The organism is Plebeiibacterium sediminum (assembly GCF_026013605.1).
Lineage (GTDB): Bacteria > Bacteroidota > Bacteroidia > Bacteroidales > Marinilabiliaceae > Saccharicrinis > Saccharicrinis sediminus.
In genome coordinates this window covers 129161-150868 of record NZ_JAPDPJ010000006.1, presented here as the reverse complement: position 1 = coordinate 150868, position 21708 = coordinate 129161, and the positions used below count along the sequence as shown (strand labels likewise).

Genomic DNA, 21708 nt, shown 5'->3' with positions numbered 1-21708 from the left:
TACTTAAAGGGGTCAACATCCGCCGGAATGTCATGCGGAAAACATCACATGAACCGGCTTCGGGAAAGGGGGTCAACATGATCAAGAATATCCAATTACTTACTCTAACGATAATACTTTTTTAGAGGATGACAGAGGAATCGAAGATGAACATTATAACAAAGTTCAGCGTATGCGAATAAGCCCTGAAACAGGTGAAGTGATTTTTGAACAACCAATAAATTCAGGAACTCAGTTTGACTTTGTTGATCAGGTTCTTTGGACTACAAAGAGTGGAAAAGTGGATACTGGTAGAACATACAGAAAACAGTATTATTCTGCAAAATTAAACTATGCTCACTCATTTGGAGTACATAATGTAACTGCATTGGGATTGTTTAGTCGCGAAAAAAATGCAAGAGGTAATGAATTTGCACGTTATCGCGAAGACTGGGTTTTTCGTTTGACATATGATTACAATAAGAAATATATGTTTGAGGCTAACGGAGCATATAATGGTTCTGAAAAGTTTGGTCCAGGTTATCGATTTGATTTTTTTCCTTCGCTTTCTGCAGGATGGATGTTATCAGAAGAATCTTTTATGAAAACTATGAGTTTTATTGATATGTTTAAAATTCGTGGTTCATGGGGACGAATTGGTGATGATGCTATCGGCGGTAGATTTTTATACGCTGATCAATGGGTTTATGGTAATCACGCTTTCTTAGGCTCTTATTCTAATACAGAATCGATTTATACTTATTTTACAAATTCACGAGTAGGAAACCCAAATATTTCATGGGAAACTGTTGAAAAAAGAAATATTGGTGTGGATTATGCTTTTTTAGGTGGACTAATTGCAGGGTCATTTGATTATTTTAACGATTATAGATCGAATATTCTGCTATCTGGAGGTAACAGAGCTATTCCTTCATTCTTTGGGGGTAAACCATCAGATGGTAACTTTGGTGAAGTTAAAGCTTCAGGTTATGAATTTGAGGTTAGACTAAGTAAACAAATCAGGGAATTGAGACTTTGGGCCAATGTAAACATGACACATGCTACCAATAAAGTAGAATTTGCTGATGATACAGAGTTTACTCCAGAGTATCAAAAAAGCGAAGGTTATACTATTAATCAAGTCAGATCATATATTGATTCAGGATTTTTATCAAGCTGGGATGATGTACTAGGAAGTACTGTACGTCAAGAGGAAAATGCCCGTAAATTGGCAGGAGACTACAATATTATTGACTTTAATGGGGATGGGTTGATTGATCAGGATGATAGAGCTCCTTATGGATTTTCTGGCATTCCTCAAAATACCTATAGTGCAACTCTTGGGGTTGATTGGAAGGGCCTGAACTTCTCAATGCAGTTTTATGGTGTATCTAATGTAACCAGAGAAGTAAATTTCCCAACTTTTTATGAAACAAAAGATATTGCCTATGATGAGGGAACCTATTGGACTGTTGATGAAGGTGGTGATGTGCCTTTACCAAGATGGATTGCGAACAAAGCTAGTGATGCAAGAGGAACAAGATATTGGTATGATGGTTCATACGTTCGTTTAAAAACGGCTGAACTTGGATATACATTTAAGAAGGGATGGACTAAGTTAGTTGGTATGAATTCATGTAAGTTATATGTTAGTGGTAACAATTTATTTTTATGGACTGATATGCCAGATGATAGGGAAAGTAATACATCTGGTCAAAATTCAAGAAATGGAGCTTATCCAACAATGAGTCGTGTTACATTCGGTGTTGATATAACTTTCTAATTACTATTACAATGAATTTGATGATGAAATATTTAAAAATATCTTTTTATGCTCTATTCTTATTAGGCATATTGGGGATCGTGTCCTGCGAGGATTATTTGGATAAATCACCGGAAAGTGATATTGATCCGACTGAACCTTTTGAAAATTTTAGGAATTTTCAAGGATTTACTGAAGAGTTATATGCTTGTATTCCTGTATATACTGCTTATTCCTGGCACAATTCATTTAATCTTGGTGAAGAAGTTTATTGGGATCAATCGGCTACTACTGCTTTGGCAAATATGATTGATCGTGGTAATTATTGGGGATGGTCAGGTGAATTTTATTCTGGTTTCAAAAAAACTGATGACGTTGTTAATAAAGTAAAATCAACGAATAATCAAGACAAAGGTTATTTGTGGTCATTTTGCTGGTATGGTATCCGAAAAACAAATATCGGTATCGAAAACTTAGATCTTTTAACAGATGCAACTCAGGAGGAGAAGGATTTGATTGCCGGTCAACTTTATTTCTTTAGAGGTTGGTTTCATTTGGAGTTGATGAAATATTGGGGAGGATTACCTTATATTGATCAGGTTTTACCTTCTGATGTACCAATACGTATTCCTAGATTAACTTATCAGGAAACTGCTGATAAGGTAAGTGAAGACCTTAGGAAAGCTGCTGAATTGCTACCCGTTGATTGGGATGATACAGAAGCAGGAACCTTTACAAAAGGGAATAATATGCAGAGGGCAAATAAAATTATGGCTTTGGCTTATTTGGGTAAAAATTTGCTTTTTGCAGGTAGTCCTTTAATGAATGAAGCTTCAGGAGGTTCTGCAACTTATAATGAACAATATTGTCAGGAGGCTGCCGATGTCTTAGGTCAAGCATTGTCTTTATCTGAATCAACAGGCAGATATGGATTAGTTCCATTTAGTGAATATTCAAATCTGTTTTACACTCAAAATAGTAGAGGAAAAATTCCTGGATTTAGTTCAAATGGTAATATTCAGGAAACTATTTTTTGGGAAAATGCAACTAATGCTGCAACACGTTTCAGGTGGAATCAAATCAATGATTATATATCAAAAGACCTAAGTCAAGGGGGATATTATATTAGCCCTACAGCTAACTATGCTTTTGATAATTATGGAATGGCAAACGGATTACCAATTAATGAAAGCAGGGATGTTACCCTGAGTGATGCAGAATCTGGATATTCTTCTGAATACCCATGGAAAGACAGAGATCCTAGATTTTATAATGATTATGTAATTGATGGAGAAAGATGTAGTGCATCTGAATCGCTTGATGAAGGTATTCAATTTGCTAGTTTGTATAGCGAAGGTCATGCGAGAAATATACCATCAAATCCAGGACGATCAAATCTTACCGGACTTGCATTAACAAAGTGGAGACCTCGATTAGCTGAGAAAAATACTGAAAGTTTAACAATGACTAATAACTGCGTGGTTCTATCGTTAATGCGATTGGCTGATGTATATTTAATGTACGCAGAAGCTACTGCAGTAGGTTATGGAGTAAATCAAAGTGCCGGTACCTATTCTAAAACCGCAGTGGATGCAATTAATGTTATACGTGATAGAGCAGGAGTTGGTCGTGTTGCAAGTAAGTTTACATCATCTTTAGATGGTTTTATGAGTGAAGTTCGAAGAGAGCGTGCTGTAGAGTTGGCTTTTGAAGGACATCGTTTTGCCGATTTACGTAGATGGAAATTATTGGATAAGAGTCCTTATAATTTAAAGTGTAGTCTGGAATTTGAAAGAGATCCTGAAGGTTTAACAGGTGCAGCCTTAGCTGAGAATTACAAAGATGCCAAAGTATTGAATTTAAGTATGAATGTTATTTTTGAAAGACAATTCACGGCTAAGCATTATTGGTTTCCTTTTGTAAATGAGGATGTTACTATTTACAAAGAGTTTGGACAAAACCCGGGATGGTAATTTGATTAATGATGATAAAGTTTTTATTGATTTATCAAACTTTAATTTGCAATGAAATGAAGAAATTATTTATAAATACCTGTTCTGCTTTATTGGTCATGTTAAGTATAGCAGTGGCTGAAGTGCAGGCTCAGGAAAAACCAGATAGTATTCAAACACTTAACGATCAGGATAGTATTGTTAATGTGGCATTTGGAACTATGGCTAAGAGAGATCTTCTTGGAGGAGTTTCAAGTGTTAATGTTTCTAATTTATTGGAAAAGAACTATCAAACCAACACGCTCGATGTTATTAGTAGTTTTGTTGGTGGATATACAGGTAGTATTTGGGGACAAAATCCTCTAGTTCTGATCGATGGTATACCAAGAAGTGCTGCTGATATTGATGTGACAGAAATAGAAACGGTTACAGTACTGAAAGGTGCTAGTGCTGTGGTACTATATGGAAGCAAGGCTGCAAAGGGAGCTGTGCTCATTACAACTAAAAGAGGTGAAGTTAAACCTTTATCAATTGAAGTAAGGGCTAATGGGGGTATGTATGTACCTAAGAGTTATCCTAAGTATTTAGATGCAGTTGGTTATATGACTTTGTATAATGAAGCACAGGACAATGATGGAGAAGCGCATAGATATAGCGATGAGACAATCTATAATACTGCAGAGGGAGCTAATCCTTATAAATACCCGGATCTTGATTATTACTCATCTGATTATTTAAGAAAAGTTTTTTATAAAACAGATGCAACTGTTGAAATATCTGGAGGTGATGATAGAACTCAGTATTACACTAATTTTGGAGTGAGCTATAACAACGACCTGATGAATTATGGTGAGCAAAGTAAAAATAATGACCTTAATTTGCGTGTTAGGGGTAATTTGGATATGGAATTGACAAATTGGTTAACCGCTTCAACTAGTGCTGCTGTACGTTTTAACAATGAATATACAGGTCGTGGTGATTTTTGGAAAGAAAGTTCAGAAATGCGCCCAAATTGGTATACTCGATTAATTCCAGTAAGTATGCTCGACCCTAATAACGAAGAATTGCAGAGCATTGTTTACAATAGTAATAACCTGATTGATGGTGATTATTTATTAGGAGGAAACAATGCTGTTCAAACCAATGCGTTTGCAGATATGTTGGCTGCGGGGTATATTCGTTATAAAACTCGTGTGTTTCAGTTTAAGGTAAGTGCTACTGCTGATTTAAGTGGTATTACAGAGGGGCTTTCTTTTTCTAATGCATTTGCCATTGATTATAACAATTACTATTCTGAAGCATATAAACTTCCTTATGCAACTTATAATCCTGTTTGGTCAAATATGAATGGTCAGGATATGATTATTGGATTGAATAAATATGGTGACGATGGTAATGCAACAAATGAGTATGTTGGAGATTCCAAATACAAACAAACTATTACTTTTTATTCTCAATTAAATTATGAAAGATCTTTTAATAAGGTAAATAATTTTAGTGGTAATTTGATTGCATGGGGATTTCAATATGGTCAGTCTGTTGATGAAGGACATGATGGAAGTGATTACCATAGGGTTAGTAATGCAAATCTTGGTTTACAATTAGCCTATAATTATGCGCACAAGTATTATGTGGATTTTTCAGGGGCAATATTACATTCTGCACAATTACCTGAAGGTAATCGAAGAGCTTTTTCTCCAACAGTTAGTTTGGGTTGGACCTTAAGTGAGGAGAACTTCTTGCAAGATGTTTCTTTTCTTGATCATCTAAAGTTAAATGCCTCTTACGGTAAGCTAAATCAGGATATTGATATTGCTGAATATTATATGTACCAAGGGTATTATAATGACGATACATGGGTAAACTGGCAAGATGGTGCAGGAGGTGGAAAAGCAACCAGATCCAGAAGAGGTACTAACATGGATTTAGACTTTATTACGCGTAAAGAACTGAGAGTGGGATTTGAAGCTGCGATGTTTGATAATAAAGTGGCTCTTGAAATGAATTACTTCGATCAGGAGACAGATGGCCTGCTAAGTAGGGGTGAAAATACGGTTTATCCTACATATTATGAGCGCACTACGTGGAATTCGCAAGGGCAAGAGGTTATTGACTTCAGTTATCTTCCATATATTAATTTTAATCAGGATAAAAGAACAGGTATTGACTTTTCTGCATCATATAGTAATAAAGTTGGCGAATTGGAGTATAAACTAGGTTTTGTTGGAATGATTTATAATTCAGAAGCAACGGTAAGAGATGAGGTATATGAGGATGATTATCAGTATAGAGCAGGTAAACCTTTAGATGCTTCTTGGGGATATGTTTGTGAAGGGTTTTATACTAGTGAAGAGGATATTGCCAGCCATGCCAATACTTATAGTTTAGGTAGTGTTGCTCCAGGAGATTTAAAGTATAGTGACCTTAATAATGATGGAATTATTGATTCACGAGATCAAAAAAAGTTAGGGAAAAGTGGTTCAGGAGCTTCGCCATTTACTTATGGTTTAAATCTTACATTGAAGTATAAAAATTGGACATTATTTGCATTAGGTCAAGGACAATCTGGAGCCATAGGATTTAAAAATTCAAGTTATTACTGGGTTTATGGAAACCGTAAATATTCAGAAGAAGTACTTGGAAGATGGACTCCTCAAACAGCTGCAACGGCAACATATCCACGATTAAGTGCTACATCGAATACTAATAATTATCGAAACTCAACATTCTGGAAGTATGATAACAATCGTTTTGATTTAAGAAGTGTTCAGGTGACTTACGATTTTCCAAAATCAATGTTTAATGAGAACTCATTGCTAAGTCAATTGAGTTTATATGTTAATGGACAAAATCTATTGACATTATCAAAAGAACGTAAAATGATGGAAATGAATGTTGGAGGCGCTCCTTACTGTAGGTTTTATAATCTAGGAGTAAAGGCTACTTTCTAATTAAAAATTTTAAAAAGTATGACAATGAAAAGACATATTTTATTCCTTTTGATCAGTTTAGTTGTTTTGTCAAGCTGCGAAGATTTGTTTGACCCTGCAATAGAGAATTTAAAGGATCTTGATTTGATGTATGATGATCCTGTTTTTGCACAGGGTGTATTAACTCAATCATATCGTTATTTACCAAATATGTATAGAAGAAGTTCCTGGGCAACTGATGATGCAGTGTCTAATGACAGAGGTAGTTCATGGGTTAAAATGAATACCGGATCATGGTCGGCATCAAGTAATCCTGTTGATATGTGGGTTGAAGGTTATGGATCTATTCAATATATTAACACATTTTTAGAAAAATGTGATGATATTCAATGGACTACTGATCCAGAAGCTGCAGAACTTTTTAATATGCGTTTGAAAGGTGAAGCTTATGGTTTAAGGGGTATATTTTTATACTACCTTTTAAGAAACCACGCTGGGTACGGAACTAATGGTGAATTGTTGGGTGTTCCTATTTTAACGGAGTTTCAGGATGCACATGCCGATTTTAATGTACCACGAGCAACTTTTCAACAATGTGTAGATCAAATATTAAGTGACTTTGATAAAGCCCTTCTTAATTTGCCAACAAATTATAATAGCGTTGGAGATTTAAGTGAAGTTCCTGATAAATATAAAGATATGGTTACTTTATCAAGTACATATAACCGAGTGATGGGTGATTTTGCAAAGCAGTTGGTTGATGGACAGATTGTTATGGCTTATCGTTCAAAAGTTACACTTTTGGCAGCAAGTCCTGCTTTTCAGGGAGGAACAAATACAACAACCTGGGCAGATGCAGCAGTATATTCAAGTAATGCACTTAATATTATTGGCGGTCTATCTGGTTTTGATGAAGATGGTGATATTTACTATAAAAATACTGGAGCTATTGATGCCTTAGCTAATGGCAATAATTTTGCAGAGATTCTTTGGAGGGAAAACTATTCTACAAATGCATTTGGTGAAGAGCGTGATAATTTTCCTCCTTCTATGCATGGTAATGGAAGAATGAATCCAACTCAAAATCTGGTAGATGCTTTTCCGGATGTAAATGGTTATCCGATAACATTGTCTAGTGACTATTCTAGTGAAGATCCATTTGCAAACAGAGATCCACGATTAGCTCAGTATATTTTATTTAATGGTGGGCAAATAGGATCAACTACTATATCAACAGGAAGTGCCTCAGGCACTGAAGATGGGATTAATGCTTTAGAAACATCAACCCGAACTGGTTATTATATGAAGAAACGATTGAGAGAAGATGTACTCTATGATACTCAGTCGACAGCGAGTAACGAAAATGATAAATGGCAGGGTAAGAAAAACTTTAAGCCTCGTATCAGATATACTGAATTGTTCTTGAATTATGCAGAGGCGGCCAATGAAGCCTATGGCCCTATGGGTGCAGCTCCTGGTGCAGACTATTCTGCATATGATATCATTAAAGCAATTCGTGCAAGAGCTGGTGTTGGAGCTGGAAATGGAGATGCTTATCTGGAGTCTATTAAAGGTAATCAAGATGAAATGAGAACCTTAATACGTAATGAAAGAAGACTTGAGCTTTGTTTTGAAGGATTTCGTTTTTGGGACTTACGCAGATGGGCAGCTGATCTTACAGAAACAGCAAAAGGTTATGATGCAAGTACTGGTGAAGTGTTTGATGTTGAGGCTCGTACATATAGTGATTATATGACTTATGGACCTATTCCATACAGTGAAATACTTAAGTATGATAATCTTATACAAAACAGAGGTTGGGAATAATATTTAATAATTAAATGCATGAAACAATCCATAATAAAAGCTTATTGGTGCGTTTCATGTAACCATGGAAAAAAATTATTACACATGAAAATACATAAAATATTATTAGCGGTTTTTATTGCAGGCGTTTTGTTCTCTTGTGATAATGAGGACGTTTCTTATCCTGATTTTGATTATACAACTGTTTATTTTGCAAATCAGTCTCCTATAAGAACGTTGGAGTTGGGTGAAGATCCTCAGGTCGATAACACTATTGATAATGAGAGAAAAGTTAAGATAACTGCCACAATGGGAGGTGTTTATGCAAACTCAAAGGACAGAACTATTAATATTGTAGTTGATGAAACTTTATGTGAAGGACTAAGTTATACTTCAGGATCTTCAGAATTAGTGGCAATGCCTTCAAGTTATTATAATCTTGCGAGTAATCAAATTACAATTAAAGCCGGTGAGATTTTAGGGGGTGTTGAGGTACAGTTAACTCCTGATTTTTTTGCAGATCCTCTTGCATTAGATCAGCATTATGTTATTCCTCTTGTTATGACAGATGTAGCAAATGCAGATAGTATTCTTAGTGGCAAACCTTTAGTTGAGAATCCAGATAGGTTTATTGCTGCAGATTGGGAATTAGCTCCAAAAGATTATGTGCTTTATGGTATTAAGTATGTTAATCAGTACCATGCCAATTATCTAAGAAGAGGCGAAGATGTTATTAGTGATGGAGTTAGTTCTGTAACAGATATTCGGAGAGAAGAATATGTTGAAAGAGATGAGTTAGTAAGTGTTTCTACGTTATCATTAACCGAATGTTCATTACCAGTTTCAATTAAAGAGGATGATAATGAAACAACTCGCGCAAACATTGAATTATTATTAGCATTTGATGATAACAATAATTGTACAGTGTCAAGCAATTCTTCTTCATATACAGTATCAGGAACAGGTAAATTCGTTACTGATGGTGAGAAAAATAGCATGGGTGGTTACGATAGAGATGCGCTTTATTTGGATTATACTGTTGAACTTACTGATTTAGGGTATACATATGCTACAAAAGATACATTAGTTTGTAGAAACAGAGGTGTTGCTCCTGAATATCGACTTGTATCAAAAGAGTAGTTCTATAAAATAAACTTTTAAAATTGGCTCTATGATTCAGAAAGAATTCATAGAGCTGGTTTAAGAGAAATTTAAAAAGTTATGAAATGAACCAGCATAATTTATACATAGATTTTAGTTAACTATTAGGTTGGCAAATTTCATTTTAGAGTTTTAGATTTTAAATTTAGAGATATGAAAATATTTAATAAAACATATTTTGTCGTATTGACTGCGGCTGTGCTTATGTCTTCCTGTGCCGAGCTTGATGAAGAAGTTGAAGCTGGTGTTGAGGTTGAAAAGCCGGTTAGTGTCATAGTTGGCGAAAAAGTTAGTAGCTACGATGTTTTGAAAACCTATTCGGGTGATCTAATATTGGGTTCTAATGCTTCGTTAGATGATATTTCATCAGGTTCTTTGTCGTCATTATTAATGACAAATTTTGAACAGGTTACGCCATCGTCAGAACTTACTTCTGAAGTATTTTTAACAGAAGATGGACGTTATGATTTTTTAGCTGCGTATAATTATGTATCAGCCGCACAAGAAAAAGGCTTATCTGTTTATGGAGATGCAATTATTTCAAACTTTAATCAAAATGATACTTATTTGAATTCATTTGTTGCTCCATATGTGTATTTGACTCCACTTTTTCCTAATATGGTAAAACCTGCCCCTTTAAATGATGGAAGTTTTACCGGGTGGAATGTAACAGGAGATGTTTCAATTGAAGATTATTTAGGTCATGCATCTATTAAGATGGTAAATGGTACATCAGAAGCTTCTTATGATGCTACATCAATTCAGTCTCCGGTTTATACAGTTGCAGAAGGTGCTAAATTTGAGTTGACTTTCTATGTATTGTCAAATAAATCAGGAGAAGGAAGAGTAACTTTTACTGGTTTAAATAATAATGAACCTGAATTTGACTGGTTAGGATCAGGAATAACAGGAGCTACATTTACTACTAAAATTGGTTGGAATAGAATTCAGATTCAAACAGATGATTTTGATGGAAGTGGAGCCTTCTCTTTTAATATTGAGTTAGGCAAAACTCCTGATGTTTCATATTTTTTGAATATTCAAGGACTTTCGGTTGTTAACTTAAATGGATCAGTGGACAACCCAGATGAGATATTTTTGGAGTGTGAGGATGCGCAAGAAAAAGGACAATGGATGTTTGTAGAAAGTGGAAGTACAACAGCTGTTTCCGGAGGAGAATATATAAATGGAACAATTGATGGCGTTTCAAGTAATAATCATGTAGCAACAGGATTACCATCTGATGCAAGTAATCAGGATTATCAGTTTACTTACACTTTTAATGTGAATACAGCAGGTACATACTATTTGTGGTTAAGACATAAATGTGAAGTAGCGAATGGAACAGATGATTCATGGTATATCAGTATTGATGGAGGGACTTATTTTTATCATAATGGTATTGAATTTCAGAATGATAGTGAGTGGCAGTGGTCTAAGCATAATTATTCAACAGGAGATGCATTTCAATTTGATGCAGGAGAGCATTCTGTTTCATTTAAAATTCGTGAAGGAGGTCATTTATTTGATAAGATATATTTAACTATGACTTCAAACCGACCTACAGGTTTAGGTTCTGCTGCTATAGCACAAGAAGAAGTTACATTAGATGTTTCTGATGAGGAGAAACAATCAGCTGCAAATAGTGCCTTAAGTGAATGTATTACTAATGTTTTAACTTCATTAGGTGATAGAATTAGTGACTGGACTGTGGTGAAGAATCCATTTGCAGCAGACGGTAGTGTAGCTGTTAGTGGAGGAGTAAGTGAAGAAGGAGCTTTTTTCTGGGCTGATTATTTAGGAGAGGATTACATTAGTATGGCTTTTAGTTTAGCTAGAGAAAATGCGTCTGCTGGAGCTAAATTATTTATTAGTGAAACAGACTTAAATTCAAATGCAGATAAGCTAAATGCGGTGATTAGTTATGCTAATACTATCGCTGATATTGATGGTATAGCTGTTAATCTTTCACTATATATGGATTCTGATTTAGAAGCAGTTGGAAGTATGTTGGAAGACTTAGCTGCAACAGGTAAGTTGATTTATATCACTAACTTATATGTTAAAACTCCTATTGGTTCAGATGTTAAAATTATACCAGATCCTTTATTATCTGAAATTTATAAAGGAGTATTAGATTTATATGTATCAAAGGTGCCAGTTTCGCAACAATACGGAATCTCTTTATCAAGCCCTGTTGGAGACAATGGCTTATGGAATGCCGGATTTAATAGAAAAGAAGCCTTTATGGGTTTTGCCATAGGCTTGGGAGCTCAGGAATAAGGTTTTAGGATTCTCATAAATTCACTTTAACCCTCTCTTTTTTTGCTGTTGGCAGAATTAAGAGAGGGTTTTCTTTGTTATTATGCTTTTAGAAATAGATTTAGGGTTTGCTATTGTAGCAACCTTTTTTTTTACGCTATTTTGAACTATAATCCTATTTAATAGGATTTGTGTTACCTGAAAGTATCATGATGAATTAATTCGTATGGATTAAATCTTATGTTCATGGAATCTTTTAGTGTTTTGCTCTAAAAATCTGCTTAATAGTTTTGTTTATACATTTAAAAGACTGTATTTTTAGGAATTATCAAGAAGTCAATCATAGTAATTGTATTTCTTTTTATTATGTAGGGTAATTAAAATAATAGTTACTCTTTCTATCCATCAACTTATTGGGAATTAGTTTATTTAGGCATTTTAAAAGATTTAGATAAGTATACGTATTGGGTACTTTTTATTTCGCTTATAGATTTTTTATTATGGAGAGAGTAAATATGCATTTAATTGTAAGGTTTGTTATGAGTTATGCCAGAGTATTTTTGTTGATGGGTGTTCTATTTTTTGCATTAAATCTATTTGCTATAGATTATAAAATAAAAAATGTAGAATCCACAAACAGACTTTCTCATTTGTCAGTACAGTGTATTGCTAAAGATAGCACCGGTTTTTTATGGGTTGGGACCAAAGATGGTTTAAATCGTTTTGATGGATATCAATACATTAGTTATAAATATGATCCTGAAAACAAAAATTCAGTTTCAAATAATGAAATTAGCTGTTTAGAGGTTCAGCGAGATTCTTTTTTATGGATAGGAACACGTGGAGGTGGAATAAATAGATTAGGTTTAAAAAATGGAAGTTTTAAACGTTACCCATATGATACATTTGATGGTTTTGTAAGAGATATTTCTATCGATAAAAATCAGGATGTATGGGCCGCTACTTCTGTTGGTTTATTAAAATATAATAAGCAGAAAGATCAATTTATTAATGTTACAGAAGGTGCTGTTTTTAGAAAATTTAATAATGAACCCTTTATTCCAAGAGATAGAAATATTAGTGCGCAAAACATTTTTGCCCTGAATGAGAAAAAGCTTATTGTTGGTTCAAGTACCGGAGTATTTGTATTTGATATTGAGAAGGGTGATTTTAAAGTAATTTCACCCGGTTTAAGATGGGTAAGTATTACAAAGGCTATAACTAAAGATAATGCAGGAAATATTTGGCTTGCAAACTATGATGGACTTATTAAATTAATAGCTCAATCAGATAGTGATAGTTATGAAGAAACAATTTACAGTGCCCGGGTAGATGAGCCATTTCATCTTAGGTCAAATCGTATTGATGATGTTATTATTGATCAGAAGAATAATGTTTGGTTTATTGAAGAAGGATCCGGATTAGCACGGCTTGAAGGAGATAAAATTATTTATTATAATGATTTATTGAATCAAGAAGAGTTAAATACAGTTAATATTATTAATGATCTTTATTACGATGATGATGGGTTGTTATGGATTGGAACAGAAGGGTCTGAGCTTTGTACCATTAATTTATCTACAAATCCGTTTCGATTTGTTACTACCAAAAATGAAAAAAACAGGCTGGTAAAGTTTGAGAAGATAAAGGCCGTATTTTCAAAACGTGATCAGTTGTTGTTAGGTACACTGAATGGCTCCATTTATCAGTATAATCTTAATAATAATGATTTAAACTTTAATCGCAAATTAGAGGTAGAGTTCGATGGACAAAAATTAGATAAATTAATAGAAACCCTTTTATTAGATAAGCAAGATAATATTTGGTTAGGAACTTCATTGACCTCACTAATTTGTTGCAGAGCCAATGGAGAATTTAATGATTATGAAGTTGGAGGTTATGTGTTCTCTTTAATGGAAGATCATTATAGCAATATTTGGTTTGGAACATGGAGAGGTGGAATGGGATATGTTAATACTTCTACCAATGAAATAACCAAGTATATGGGAACATCCAAAGAAATGTTGGGATTAAGTAATAATGTGGTACTTTCTTTACACGAAACATCAAATGGCTATTTGTTAGTTGGAACTAAAGGAGGAGGGTTAAATATTGCACCCTTGGATCAGGTGATCTCTAAGCAAGGAAGTTTTGATGTTTATACGCATGTTCCTGGTAAAGAAAATTCACTATCACATAATGATATTTATAAAATATTTGAATCAAAAAACGGTGAAATATGGTTGGGAACAGGGAGAGGCTTAGCTAAACTTATTCCTGCTAAGGGATCAACTCTTGAAAAATCCTTAAAAAATGGAACTATTTCTTTTAAGGAAATAACTGAAAAAGATGGTTTGCCAGGAGGAATTGTGTATACAATTAGTGAGGATAAAAATGGCTTTTTATGGCTTGGAACAAATAGAGGTCTTTGTCGCTATTCCAGAGAAGATGGTAATGTTATAGAATTTATTCCGGATGATTTAGATGTAGTGCAAAGCTATGATGAAAGTGCCCAATATAACGGAATAAATAGTCAGCGACTATTTTTTGGAGGGTTAAATGGCTTGGTTTATTTTAATCCTGATAGTGTTATTCATGATTTAAAAAACCTGCCTGTTTACTTTACAAACCTTTCTGTATTAAATAATAAAATAGTTCCTGGTTATAAGTATGATGGCAGGGTTATTCTGAATAATGAAATTACTTATAGTAAATCAATTAAATTAAAGCACAACGAAAAGTTATTTTCAATAGAATTTTCATCTTTAAATACGAACTATTTAAAGGATAAGACGAAATATAAGTATAGATTAATAGGCTTTAATGATCAGTGGATTGAAATATTAGGGCAGGATCGAAGTGTTACATTTACCAATTTGCAATCGGGAGATTACAGGCTTCAGGTTAAAGCCTCCAATAGCGATGGATCATGGTCCGAAAAGACTGCAGAATTAAAAATTGTGGTGCAGCCTCCATTTTGGTTAACACCATGGGCTTATGCACTATATCTTTGTTTTATTTTGTTCTTATTGTTGGCTTTTAGAAGATATTCATTAATAAGACTGAAGGAAAAAAACCAATTACAAATTCAGGAATTGGAACATAGAAAGGAAGTTGAGATATCAGAGGCAAAAATTCGTTTTTTCACCAATGTATCGCATGAAATACGAACTCCGTTAACATTGATAAATGAGCCTTTAAGACAGCTGGCATCTATTGAAGAATTACCTGCTGAAGCTAAAGACTTATCAGGTGTAATCATGCGTAATATGAGGCGTTTGCTTAACCAGGTGAACAGGTTGCTGGAATTGAGGAAAATGGATGATGGGTTATATACATTAAAGCACTCTAAAATATCTATAAAAGAGTTGTTAACAAAGGTGATGTATGAGTTTGAGTTAGCAGTAAAGAGTAAAAATATTAAGGTTGTATATAATATTCCTGAAGGTATTTACATAAAAGCGGACTGGCAATTGTTGGAGACGGTTATTTATAACCTGATTTCCAATGCAATCAAGTTTTTACCTCAGGAAGGAGGTTTGTTAGAGTTGGAATGTGAAACGAATATTGTAAATCCAAAAAACAATGAAAATCAAATAAGAATTTCTGTTGCAGATAATGGGCCTGGAATACCTCAAAGTGAAATAGACCATGTGTTTGATTGTTTTTATCAGGCAAAATCAGTTGAAGAATCAAATATTGGAGGAACAGGTATTGGATTAGCGATAGTAAAAGAGTATGTTGAGCTACATAAAGGGTCTGTTACCATAAAAAACTTAGAAAGAGGTGGTTGTCGTTTTGATATCATATTACCATTCAAAGATTTTGTTGGAGATACAGTTGAAGAACAAATTGAGTTTGAACAATCAGGCAAAATTAAGTTAAGTAAAGGCTCATACTCTGATTTCTTCAAGGAAATTACAGGAGGAAGCTATCATAAAATGGTAATAGTGGAGGATGATATTGAATTAGCAACTTATTTAGCTGAGATTTTTAAAGTGCACTTCAGTATTACACATTTTCCTGATGGATTAAGTGCGTTGGATAATATATCTGAAATAATGCCTGATATTGTTATTACAGACCTGATGATGCCACAGTTAAATGGAATGCAACTAACTGAAAAATTAAAAGAAAATCAGGAAACTAGTCATATTCCTATTGTAATGCTAACAGCAAAGTCTGAGGATGAATCCAAAATAAAAGGTCTTAAATTTGGTGCTGATAGCTATATAACCAAGCCATTTAATACGGAAGTTTTAGTGGCTCAGATAACTTCTATCATCAAATCAAGAAATTTATTTAAAGAACATTTTAGCAAAAACTTGAACTTAGAGCCAGCAGAATCTGAAGTTGTATCTGCTGAAGATAAGTTTATTAAGAAAATTATGGAACTTACAGAGGCAAGACTGGAAGATCCAACTTTTGAGGTTCCTGATATTGTTGATGAAATAGGTATGAGTCATTCATTGGTGCTTCGGAAGTTTAAAGCTATTACCGGAATGTCATTAGTTGAGTTTGTGCGGTCTATGCGAATAAAAAAAGCAGTACAACTTTTTAAACAAGAGAAACTAACGGTGTCGGAAGTTGCCTATAGAGTAGGGTTTTCAGACCCTAAATATTTTAGTAAATGTTTTACTACAGAAGTAGGAGAAAGACCTTCTGATTTTATTAAAAAGCACCATGTTTAAATGGAAATTGTTTTTAATCCCATCAATATTTTGTTAAGTTTGAGAATTACTTACAGTTATTAACAACTCAAAAATATTGATAAATGCTTGCATCACTAATAGAATTATTGATAATGTTAAATCCTTTTGCATTGTTTTTGTATTTAGAACCCATTAGAAAAGATCTCAATCATAAACAATTCATTACAGTAATTTTCAAAGCAAGTATTATTTCTTTAACAATCTGTTATGTTTTCTTTTTATCAGGGGAGTTTTTGTTTGTTAAAGTATTTTTAATTGACTTTGAGTCATTTAGAATATTTGGTGGTATCATCATCTTTTCATTTGCTTACTTTTTTATTGTAAAAGGTCAGCGGGCGCTAATTATGATTAAAGAAAATCTGGATGATTTAGCCTCTGAAATTGCCCTTCCATTTATGGTTGGAGCAGGTACTATTTCGTTAAGTATTATAACTTCATACAAACATACTCCACTAGTTGGCAGCTTTGTTTTAGTTGCTGCATTTGGACTTAACTTCTTCTTAATTTATCTATTAAAGAAAATACGGGATAGCCTGGAAGGGAAAAAAATAAAAACAGCTTATGATAAAAATATGGAAGTTTTATTGCGCCTAAATGGTTTTTTTATTGGCGCAATAGGTATTAATATGATATTGTCAGGTATTAAAAATATGTTTGCGTTGGGAGTTTGATAATAATCTTAATAAAAATCAAGGATGTATTTGCCAGCCTATTTGTAGGGCATTGATTCTATTGACTTATCTTTGTGTATCAATTTAGTTCTTAGAAGAATTATGATCCCAAATAATTGTTTTTAAAATTAATACTGCATGAATAAGGAAGTGGTAAGTAAAAGGTTTCAAACAGGTAATGTAATTATTGTTGCAGCAACACATATGTTGCATGACATTTACTCTTCTTTCCTGGCTCCTTTACGGCCACTCTTAATTGAAAAGTTAGGTATTTCACTCACCTTAGCCTCACTCTGGGATTTAATCATGCGAATTCCCTGGTTTCTTAATCCTTTTATTGGAATCATCGCAGAAAAAACAGCTGCGCGTTATTTTATTATTGTTACACCTGCAATTACAGCAACTGTAATGAGTTTATTAGGTGCAGCACCTTCATTTACTATTATCTCTATTTTGCTTTTCACCATGGGAATAAGTAGTGGGATATTTCATGTGCCTGCTCCTACAATGGTAAGACGTTTATCTGGAAATAAGGTTGGAAGAGGGATGAGTTATTTTATGTTTGGAGGTGAATTAGCCAGAACTGCCGGACCTTTAATAATTACTGCTTCTGTTTCTTATTGGGGACTTGAAGGAACATGGCGTTTGATTCCTTTGGGATTGCTTGCTTCATTTATTTTGTATTTTAAATTAAAGGATATCAAAATATCTGATGATATAAAAAAGAAAGCTGCTGAGAATAAAAATGTACTTCAGTCAACTAAGAAATACATCCCTTTCTTTTTGTTGGTAATAGGGATAACCTTATTCAGAGCTATTATGAAATCGGGTTTAACAGCGTTTTTGCCAACCTATTATTATGCAGATAAAGGAGAGAGTTTGTGGTTTGCCAATTCCGCATTAGCTGTTTTTCAACTGGCAGGAGCTTTAGGTACTATATTTTCCGGGAGTATATCAGATAAGATAGGTCGTAAGGCTACACTTTTGGTGATTAGTATTGTTTCTCCGCTAATGATGTTTCTGTTTATTTATTCAACAGGTTATCTTTCTTTTGTGTTTTTGATATTGCTGGGATTTTTTGTGTTTGCTCCCGGACCTGTTTTAATTGCTTTAGTTCAGGATAGATCTAATGATTTTCCTGTGTTTATGAATAGTATTTATATGACAGTTAGTTTTGTTTCATCTGCGGTAGCTGTATTTTTTGCAGGAGCTCTGGGAGACTGGTTGGGGTTGGAAACAACTTATTTAATTTCATCAGTATTAGCTTTATGTGCAATACCTTTTGTGTTAGGTTTAAAAACCAGAAATAAGTAATTGAGATAAAATAAAAAAAGCTCTCACCTAAATGTTAGATGAGAGCCTTGAAATATATGGTTGTAATAATTACAGTTTAATCAGCTTTACACGACCAACTTGTCCGGTTTTTAGTTTGCACTCAATACCTTTCAGGTGAAATGGTTGTTCAGTAATAACGTCTTGTACAACTCCGTGTGTTAAATTTCCTGAGCGCTCATCTTGTTTCATAAGGATTGCCACTTTTGTCCCTTTCTTAATGTTCTTTCTTTCTCTTCCGTCCATTTTTATTAGCTCTAAATATTTGATTCAAATGTTGTTCGAATTATACTAACTCCTGTGTTCACCTTATAATATAGTGAAAAAATTGGGGCTATACCCTATGGTGTGGGCTAAAACTAACTTTTCAGTGTAAAGCAAAAAAAGCTCCCGATTCTCTAATGAAAATCGGGAGCTTTGGTGAGGTTCCTGGCGGATTCGAACCGCCGTACCTGGTTTTGCAGACCAGTGCCTAAGCCACTCGGCCAAGGAACCGTTTGTGTTTCGGGTTGCAAATATAAGTAATTTTATCCTTTATAAGCAAAATAAAAATGGAAATAATTTAAAGTTTATTTGATGTTGAAATCTATCTTTTGAATTATCAATTAATTAGCTTTAGATAAAAAAGTAGTATTGTTATTTTACTTTTTTGTTCATCTGTTTAGTGAGCATAAATTATAGCGGATAATAAGCTCTTTGCTCTTTATTTCAAAACACTTTAAGCTTTCAACTTTTTACAGTAAACTTTATTATCGCTCCATTGTAATACTAACCGCTTTCATCTGTCCACCCATAGGAGGATTCATTTTTGAGACTTTTACTCTCACCCAATCCACGTAATCAAACTCTTCATGTATTGCAGTTAAAATTCTTTCTGTAAGATGTTCAACCAAATGCGAATTGATTTGAATTTCTTTTTTCGTAAGTTCATAAACCGTTACATAATTCAGTGCATCCTGAATATTATCTGTTTTGCTCGGTTTTTCAACATCTACTTTAATGGCAATATTTACTATAAACCGATTTCCTACCACTTGTTCTTCTTTAAAACAACCATGATAGGCGTAAAATTCCATCTCCTCAAGTTCAATAATTCCTTTTTGCATGCTTTTATAAATTGAAGGTGCTAAGTTATGAATATCACAAATGATTAAAGACAAAAGATTCAATAAAATGTTTTCAATTGGCATTAAAATTTTAACATATTAACATATTAAATGTAGTTCTGTATATTCAAAACACTTATTTTTGTAGGTTTCAAGTTAAAATTGAAAAATAGTAATTTTAGTAATACTCATTTGAGTTATTATAAGGTTACATCAGTGAATTAGTTTAGATATATAGAGTAAAGATAACAAGCTTGCTTGTTGTCTTTTGTCTTTTGTCTTATTATCTAATAATCTAATAAAATGTACCTATGAGCAAAGACAATCATGAAAATGCGCCTGAAACGGTAAAAACAAACTTTATTCATCAAGAGATAGATAAAGATTTAGCTGAAAATAAAAATGGAGGAGCTGTATTAACCAGATTCCCTCCTGAACCTAATGGATACTTACACATAGGACATGCCAAGTCTATATGTTTAAATTTTAGTTTGGCACAGAAATACGGAGGTGGATGTAATCTTAGATTTGATGATACAAATCCGGTGAAAGAGGATGTTGAGTATGTAGATAGTATTCAGGAAGATGTAAAGTGGTTGGGTTTTAATTGGGAAGGTGAAGTTAAGTTTGCCTCTGATTATTTTGATCAACTTTATGAGTGGGCCGTGAAATTAATTAAAAATGGAAAGGCTTATGTAGATGATCAAAGTGCTGAAAAAATTGCTGCTCAAAAAGGTACGCCTACAGAACCCGGGACTGAAAGTCCTTTCAGAAATAGAAGTGTTGAGGAGAACCTTGATTTATTTGAGAGAATGAAGAAAGGTGAATTTGCAGCAGGCGAAAAAGTACTTCGTGCAAAAATAGATATGGCTTCTTCAAACATGCACATGCGCGATCCTTTGATGTATCGTATTATCCATCAGTCGCACCACCGTATCGGAGATAAATGGTGTATTTATCCAATGTATGACTTTGCACATGGACAAGAAGATTTTATCGAAGGAATAACACATTCCATCTGTACACTGGAATTTGAAGTACATCGTCCTTTATACAACTGGTTTTTAGATCAGATTTTAGATGGAGAGCCAGTTCCTGAAAGAAGAACGCGTCAGATTGAATTTGCTCGCTTAAACCTGAACTACACCGTAATGAGCAAACGTAAATTACTTGAGCTGGTTCAAAAAGGAATAGTGGCAGGTTGGGATGATCCGCGTATGCCAACGGTTTCGGGTCTTCGACGCAGAGGGTATACGCCAGAGTCAATCCGTAATTTTGCAGATAAGGTTGGCGTAGCACGTAGAGACGGCGTCATTGATGTGGCATTATTAGAAAGCTGTATTCGTGAGGATCTAAATAAAAAGGCTTCTCGTGTAAATGCAGTGGTTGATCCTGTTAAATTGATTATCACCAATTACCCTGAAGGTCAGGTTGAAATGGTAGACGTAATTAATAATCCTGAAGATGAATCAAAAGGTAGCAGACAGCTTCCATTTTCTCGCGAGGTTTATATTGAGAGGGATGATTTTATGGAAGATGCTCCAAAGAAGTTTTTCCGCTTAGGACCAGGTCGTGAAGTTCGTTTAAAAGGAGCTTATGCTGTCACTTGTACGGATTTTAAGAAAAATGCAGAAACAGGTGAAATCGAAGGAATTTACTGTACTTATGATCCTGAAACAAAATCAGGTGCAACAACAGTAACTCGTAAAATCAAAGGAATTCTGCATTGGGTATCAGTAGAGCATGCTGTGGATGCAGAAGTAAGAATGTATGACAGATTATATAATCATGAGGCTCCATCTTCACAAAAAGATGCGGATCACCTGGATTTTATTAATCCGGATTCTTTAAAAATAGTAACGGCAAAAGTTGAGCCATCATTAAAAGATGCAAAACCTTTGGATCAATTTCAGTTTCAACGAGTTGGGTACTTTTGTGTAGATAAAGATTCTACTTCGGATAAACTTATTTTCAACAGAACTGTTGCTCTTAAAGACAGTTGGTCAAAGAAAAAGTAAGTATCTTTATATAAATT

Annotated in this window: 12 protein-coding genes and 1 tRNA gene; 10 read left to right on the top strand and 3 right to left on the bottom strand. The window is 34.0% G+C overall.

What is annotated here, in order from left to right:
- Positions 1-172 precede the first annotated feature (172 nt).
- The 9 genes from OM075_RS05120 to OM075_RS05080 all read left to right on the top strand — a co-directional run bounded on the left by OM075_RS05120 (position 173) and on the right by OM075_RS05080 (position 18549).
- Entirely contained in the window at positions 173-1762 is a 1590-nt protein-coding gene (locus OM075_RS05120; protein WP_301189405.1) for a SusC/RagA family TonB-linked outer membrane protein, read from the top strand.
- A gap of 20 nt (positions 1763-1782) precedes the next feature.
- On the top strand, positions 1783-3714 hold the full coding sequence (locus OM075_RS05115) for a RagB/SusD family nutrient uptake outer membrane protein (RefSeq protein ID WP_301189404.1): 1932 nt from the start codon (positions 1783-1785) through the stop codon (positions 3712-3714).
- A 56-nt stretch (positions 3715-3770) separates the two neighbouring features.
- Positions 3771-6644 carry a SusC/RagA family TonB-linked outer membrane protein gene (locus OM075_RS05110; RefSeq protein ID WP_301189403.1) on the top strand — a complete coding sequence of 958 codons (2874 nt, stop codon included), beginning with the start codon at positions 3771-3773 and terminating at the stop codon, positions 6642-6644.
- A gap of 24 nt (positions 6645-6668) precedes the next feature.
- A complete protein-coding gene (locus tag OM075_RS05105; protein ID WP_301189402.1) occupies positions 6669-8450 on the top strand; it encodes a RagB/SusD family nutrient uptake outer membrane protein in 1782 nt (593 codons plus the stop codon).
- 84 nt (positions 8451-8534) lie between these two features.
- A complete protein-coding gene (locus OM075_RS05100) occupies positions 8535-9569 on the top strand; it encodes a DUF5627 domain-containing protein (protein WP_301189401.1) in 1035 nt (344 codons plus the stop codon).
- 174 nt (positions 9570-9743) lie between these two features.
- A complete protein-coding gene (locus OM075_RS05095) occupies positions 9744-11873 on the top strand; it encodes an endo-1,4-beta-xylanase (protein WP_301189400.1) in 2130 nt (709 codons plus the stop codon).
- 479 nt (positions 11874-12352) lie between these two features.
- Positions 12353-16543 carry a hybrid sensor histidine kinase/response regulator transcription factor gene (locus OM075_RS05090; RefSeq protein WP_301189399.1) on the top strand — a complete coding sequence of 1397 codons (4191 nt, stop codon included), beginning with the start codon at positions 12353-12355 and terminating at the stop codon, positions 16541-16543.
- 83 nt (positions 16544-16626) lie between these two features.
- Positions 16627-17235 (top strand): MarC family protein, encoded by a 609-nt coding sequence (locus OM075_RS05085; protein WP_301189398.1) that lies wholly within the window; start codon positions 16627-16629, stop codon positions 17233-17235.
- Positions 17236-17373: 138 nt separating this feature from the next.
- Entirely contained in the window at positions 17374-18549 is a 1176-nt protein-coding gene (locus tag OM075_RS05080; protein WP_301189397.1) for an MFS transporter, read from the top strand.
- A 69-nt stretch (positions 18550-18618) separates the two neighbouring features.
- Here OM075_RS05080 and OM075_RS05075 read toward each other — a convergent pair whose 3' ends face one another.
- The 3 genes from OM075_RS05075 to folB all read right to left on the bottom strand — a co-directional run bounded on the left by OM075_RS05075 (position 18619) and on the right by folB (position 19673).
- Positions 18619-18813 (bottom strand): YwbE family protein, encoded by a 195-nt coding sequence (locus OM075_RS05075; RefSeq protein WP_301189396.1) that lies wholly within the window; start codon positions 18811-18813, stop codon positions 18619-18621.
- Positions 18814-18990: 177 nt separating this feature from the next.
- Positions 18991-19062, bottom strand: a tRNA-Cys gene (locus tag OM075_RS05070).
- A 254-nt stretch (positions 19063-19316) separates the two neighbouring features.
- Positions 19317-19673: a dihydroneopterin aldolase gene (gene folB, locus OM075_RS05065; protein ID WP_301189395.1), complete on the bottom strand. Its 357-nt coding sequence runs from the start codon at positions 19671-19673 to the stop codon at positions 19317-19319.
- 311 nt (positions 19674-19984) lie between these two features.
- On the opposite strand from folB, the gene OM075_RS05060 reads away from it, so the two are divergent.
- Positions 19985-21691, top strand: a complete 1707-nt coding sequence (locus OM075_RS05060) for a glutamine--tRNA ligase/YqeY domain fusion protein (RefSeq protein ID WP_301189394.1) — start codon at positions 19985-19987, stop codon at positions 21689-21691.
- The last annotated feature ends 17 nt before the right edge of the window (positions 21692-21708 follow it).

What these genes read in the sequence shown, in the direction of transcription:
- OM075_RS05100 (WP_301189401.1), top strand. Translation starts at nt 8,535, where the DNA reads ATGAAAATACATAAAATATTATTAGCGGTTTTTATTGCAGGCGTTTTG.
- OM075_RS05110 (WP_301189403.1), top strand. Translation starts at nt 3,771, where the DNA reads ATGAAGAAATTATTTATAAATACCTGTTCTGCTTTATTGGTCATGTTA.
- OM075_RS05060 (WP_301189394.1), top strand. Translation starts at nt 19,985, where the DNA reads ATGAGCAAAGACAATCATGAAAATGCGCCTGAAACGGTAAAAACAAAC.
- folB (WP_301189395.1), bottom strand. Translation starts at nt 19,673, where the DNA reads ATGCAAAAAGGAATTATTGAACTTGAGGAGATGGAATTTTACGCCTAT.
- OM075_RS05085 (WP_301189398.1), top strand. Translation starts at nt 16,627, where the DNA reads ATGCTTGCATCACTAATAGAATTATTGATAATGTTAAATCCTTTTGCA.
- OM075_RS05080 (WP_301189397.1), top strand. Translation starts at nt 17,374, where the DNA reads ATGAATAAGGAAGTGGTAAGTAAAAGGTTTCAAACAGGTAATGTAATT.
- OM075_RS05090 (WP_301189399.1), top strand. Translation starts at nt 12,353, where the DNA reads ATGGAGAGAGTAAATATGCATTTAATTGTAAGGTTTGTTATGAGTTAT.
- OM075_RS05105 (WP_301189402.1), top strand. Translation starts at nt 6,669, where the DNA reads ATGAAAAGACATATTTTATTCCTTTTGATCAGTTTAGTTGTTTTGTCA.
- OM075_RS05115 (WP_301189404.1), top strand. Translation starts at nt 1,783, where the DNA reads ATGATGAAATATTTAAAAATATCTTTTTATGCTCTATTCTTATTAGGC.
- OM075_RS05075 (WP_301189396.1), bottom strand. Translation starts at nt 18,813, where the DNA reads ATGGACGGAAGAGAAAGAAAGAACATTAAGAAAGGGACAAAAGTGGCA.
- OM075_RS05095 (WP_301189400.1), top strand. Translation starts at nt 9,744, where the DNA reads ATGAAAATATTTAATAAAACATATTTTGTCGTATTGACTGCGGCTGTG.
- OM075_RS05120 (WP_301189405.1), top strand. Translation starts at nt 173, where the DNA reads ATGCGAATAAGCCCTGAAACAGGTGAAGTGATTTTTGAACAACCAATA.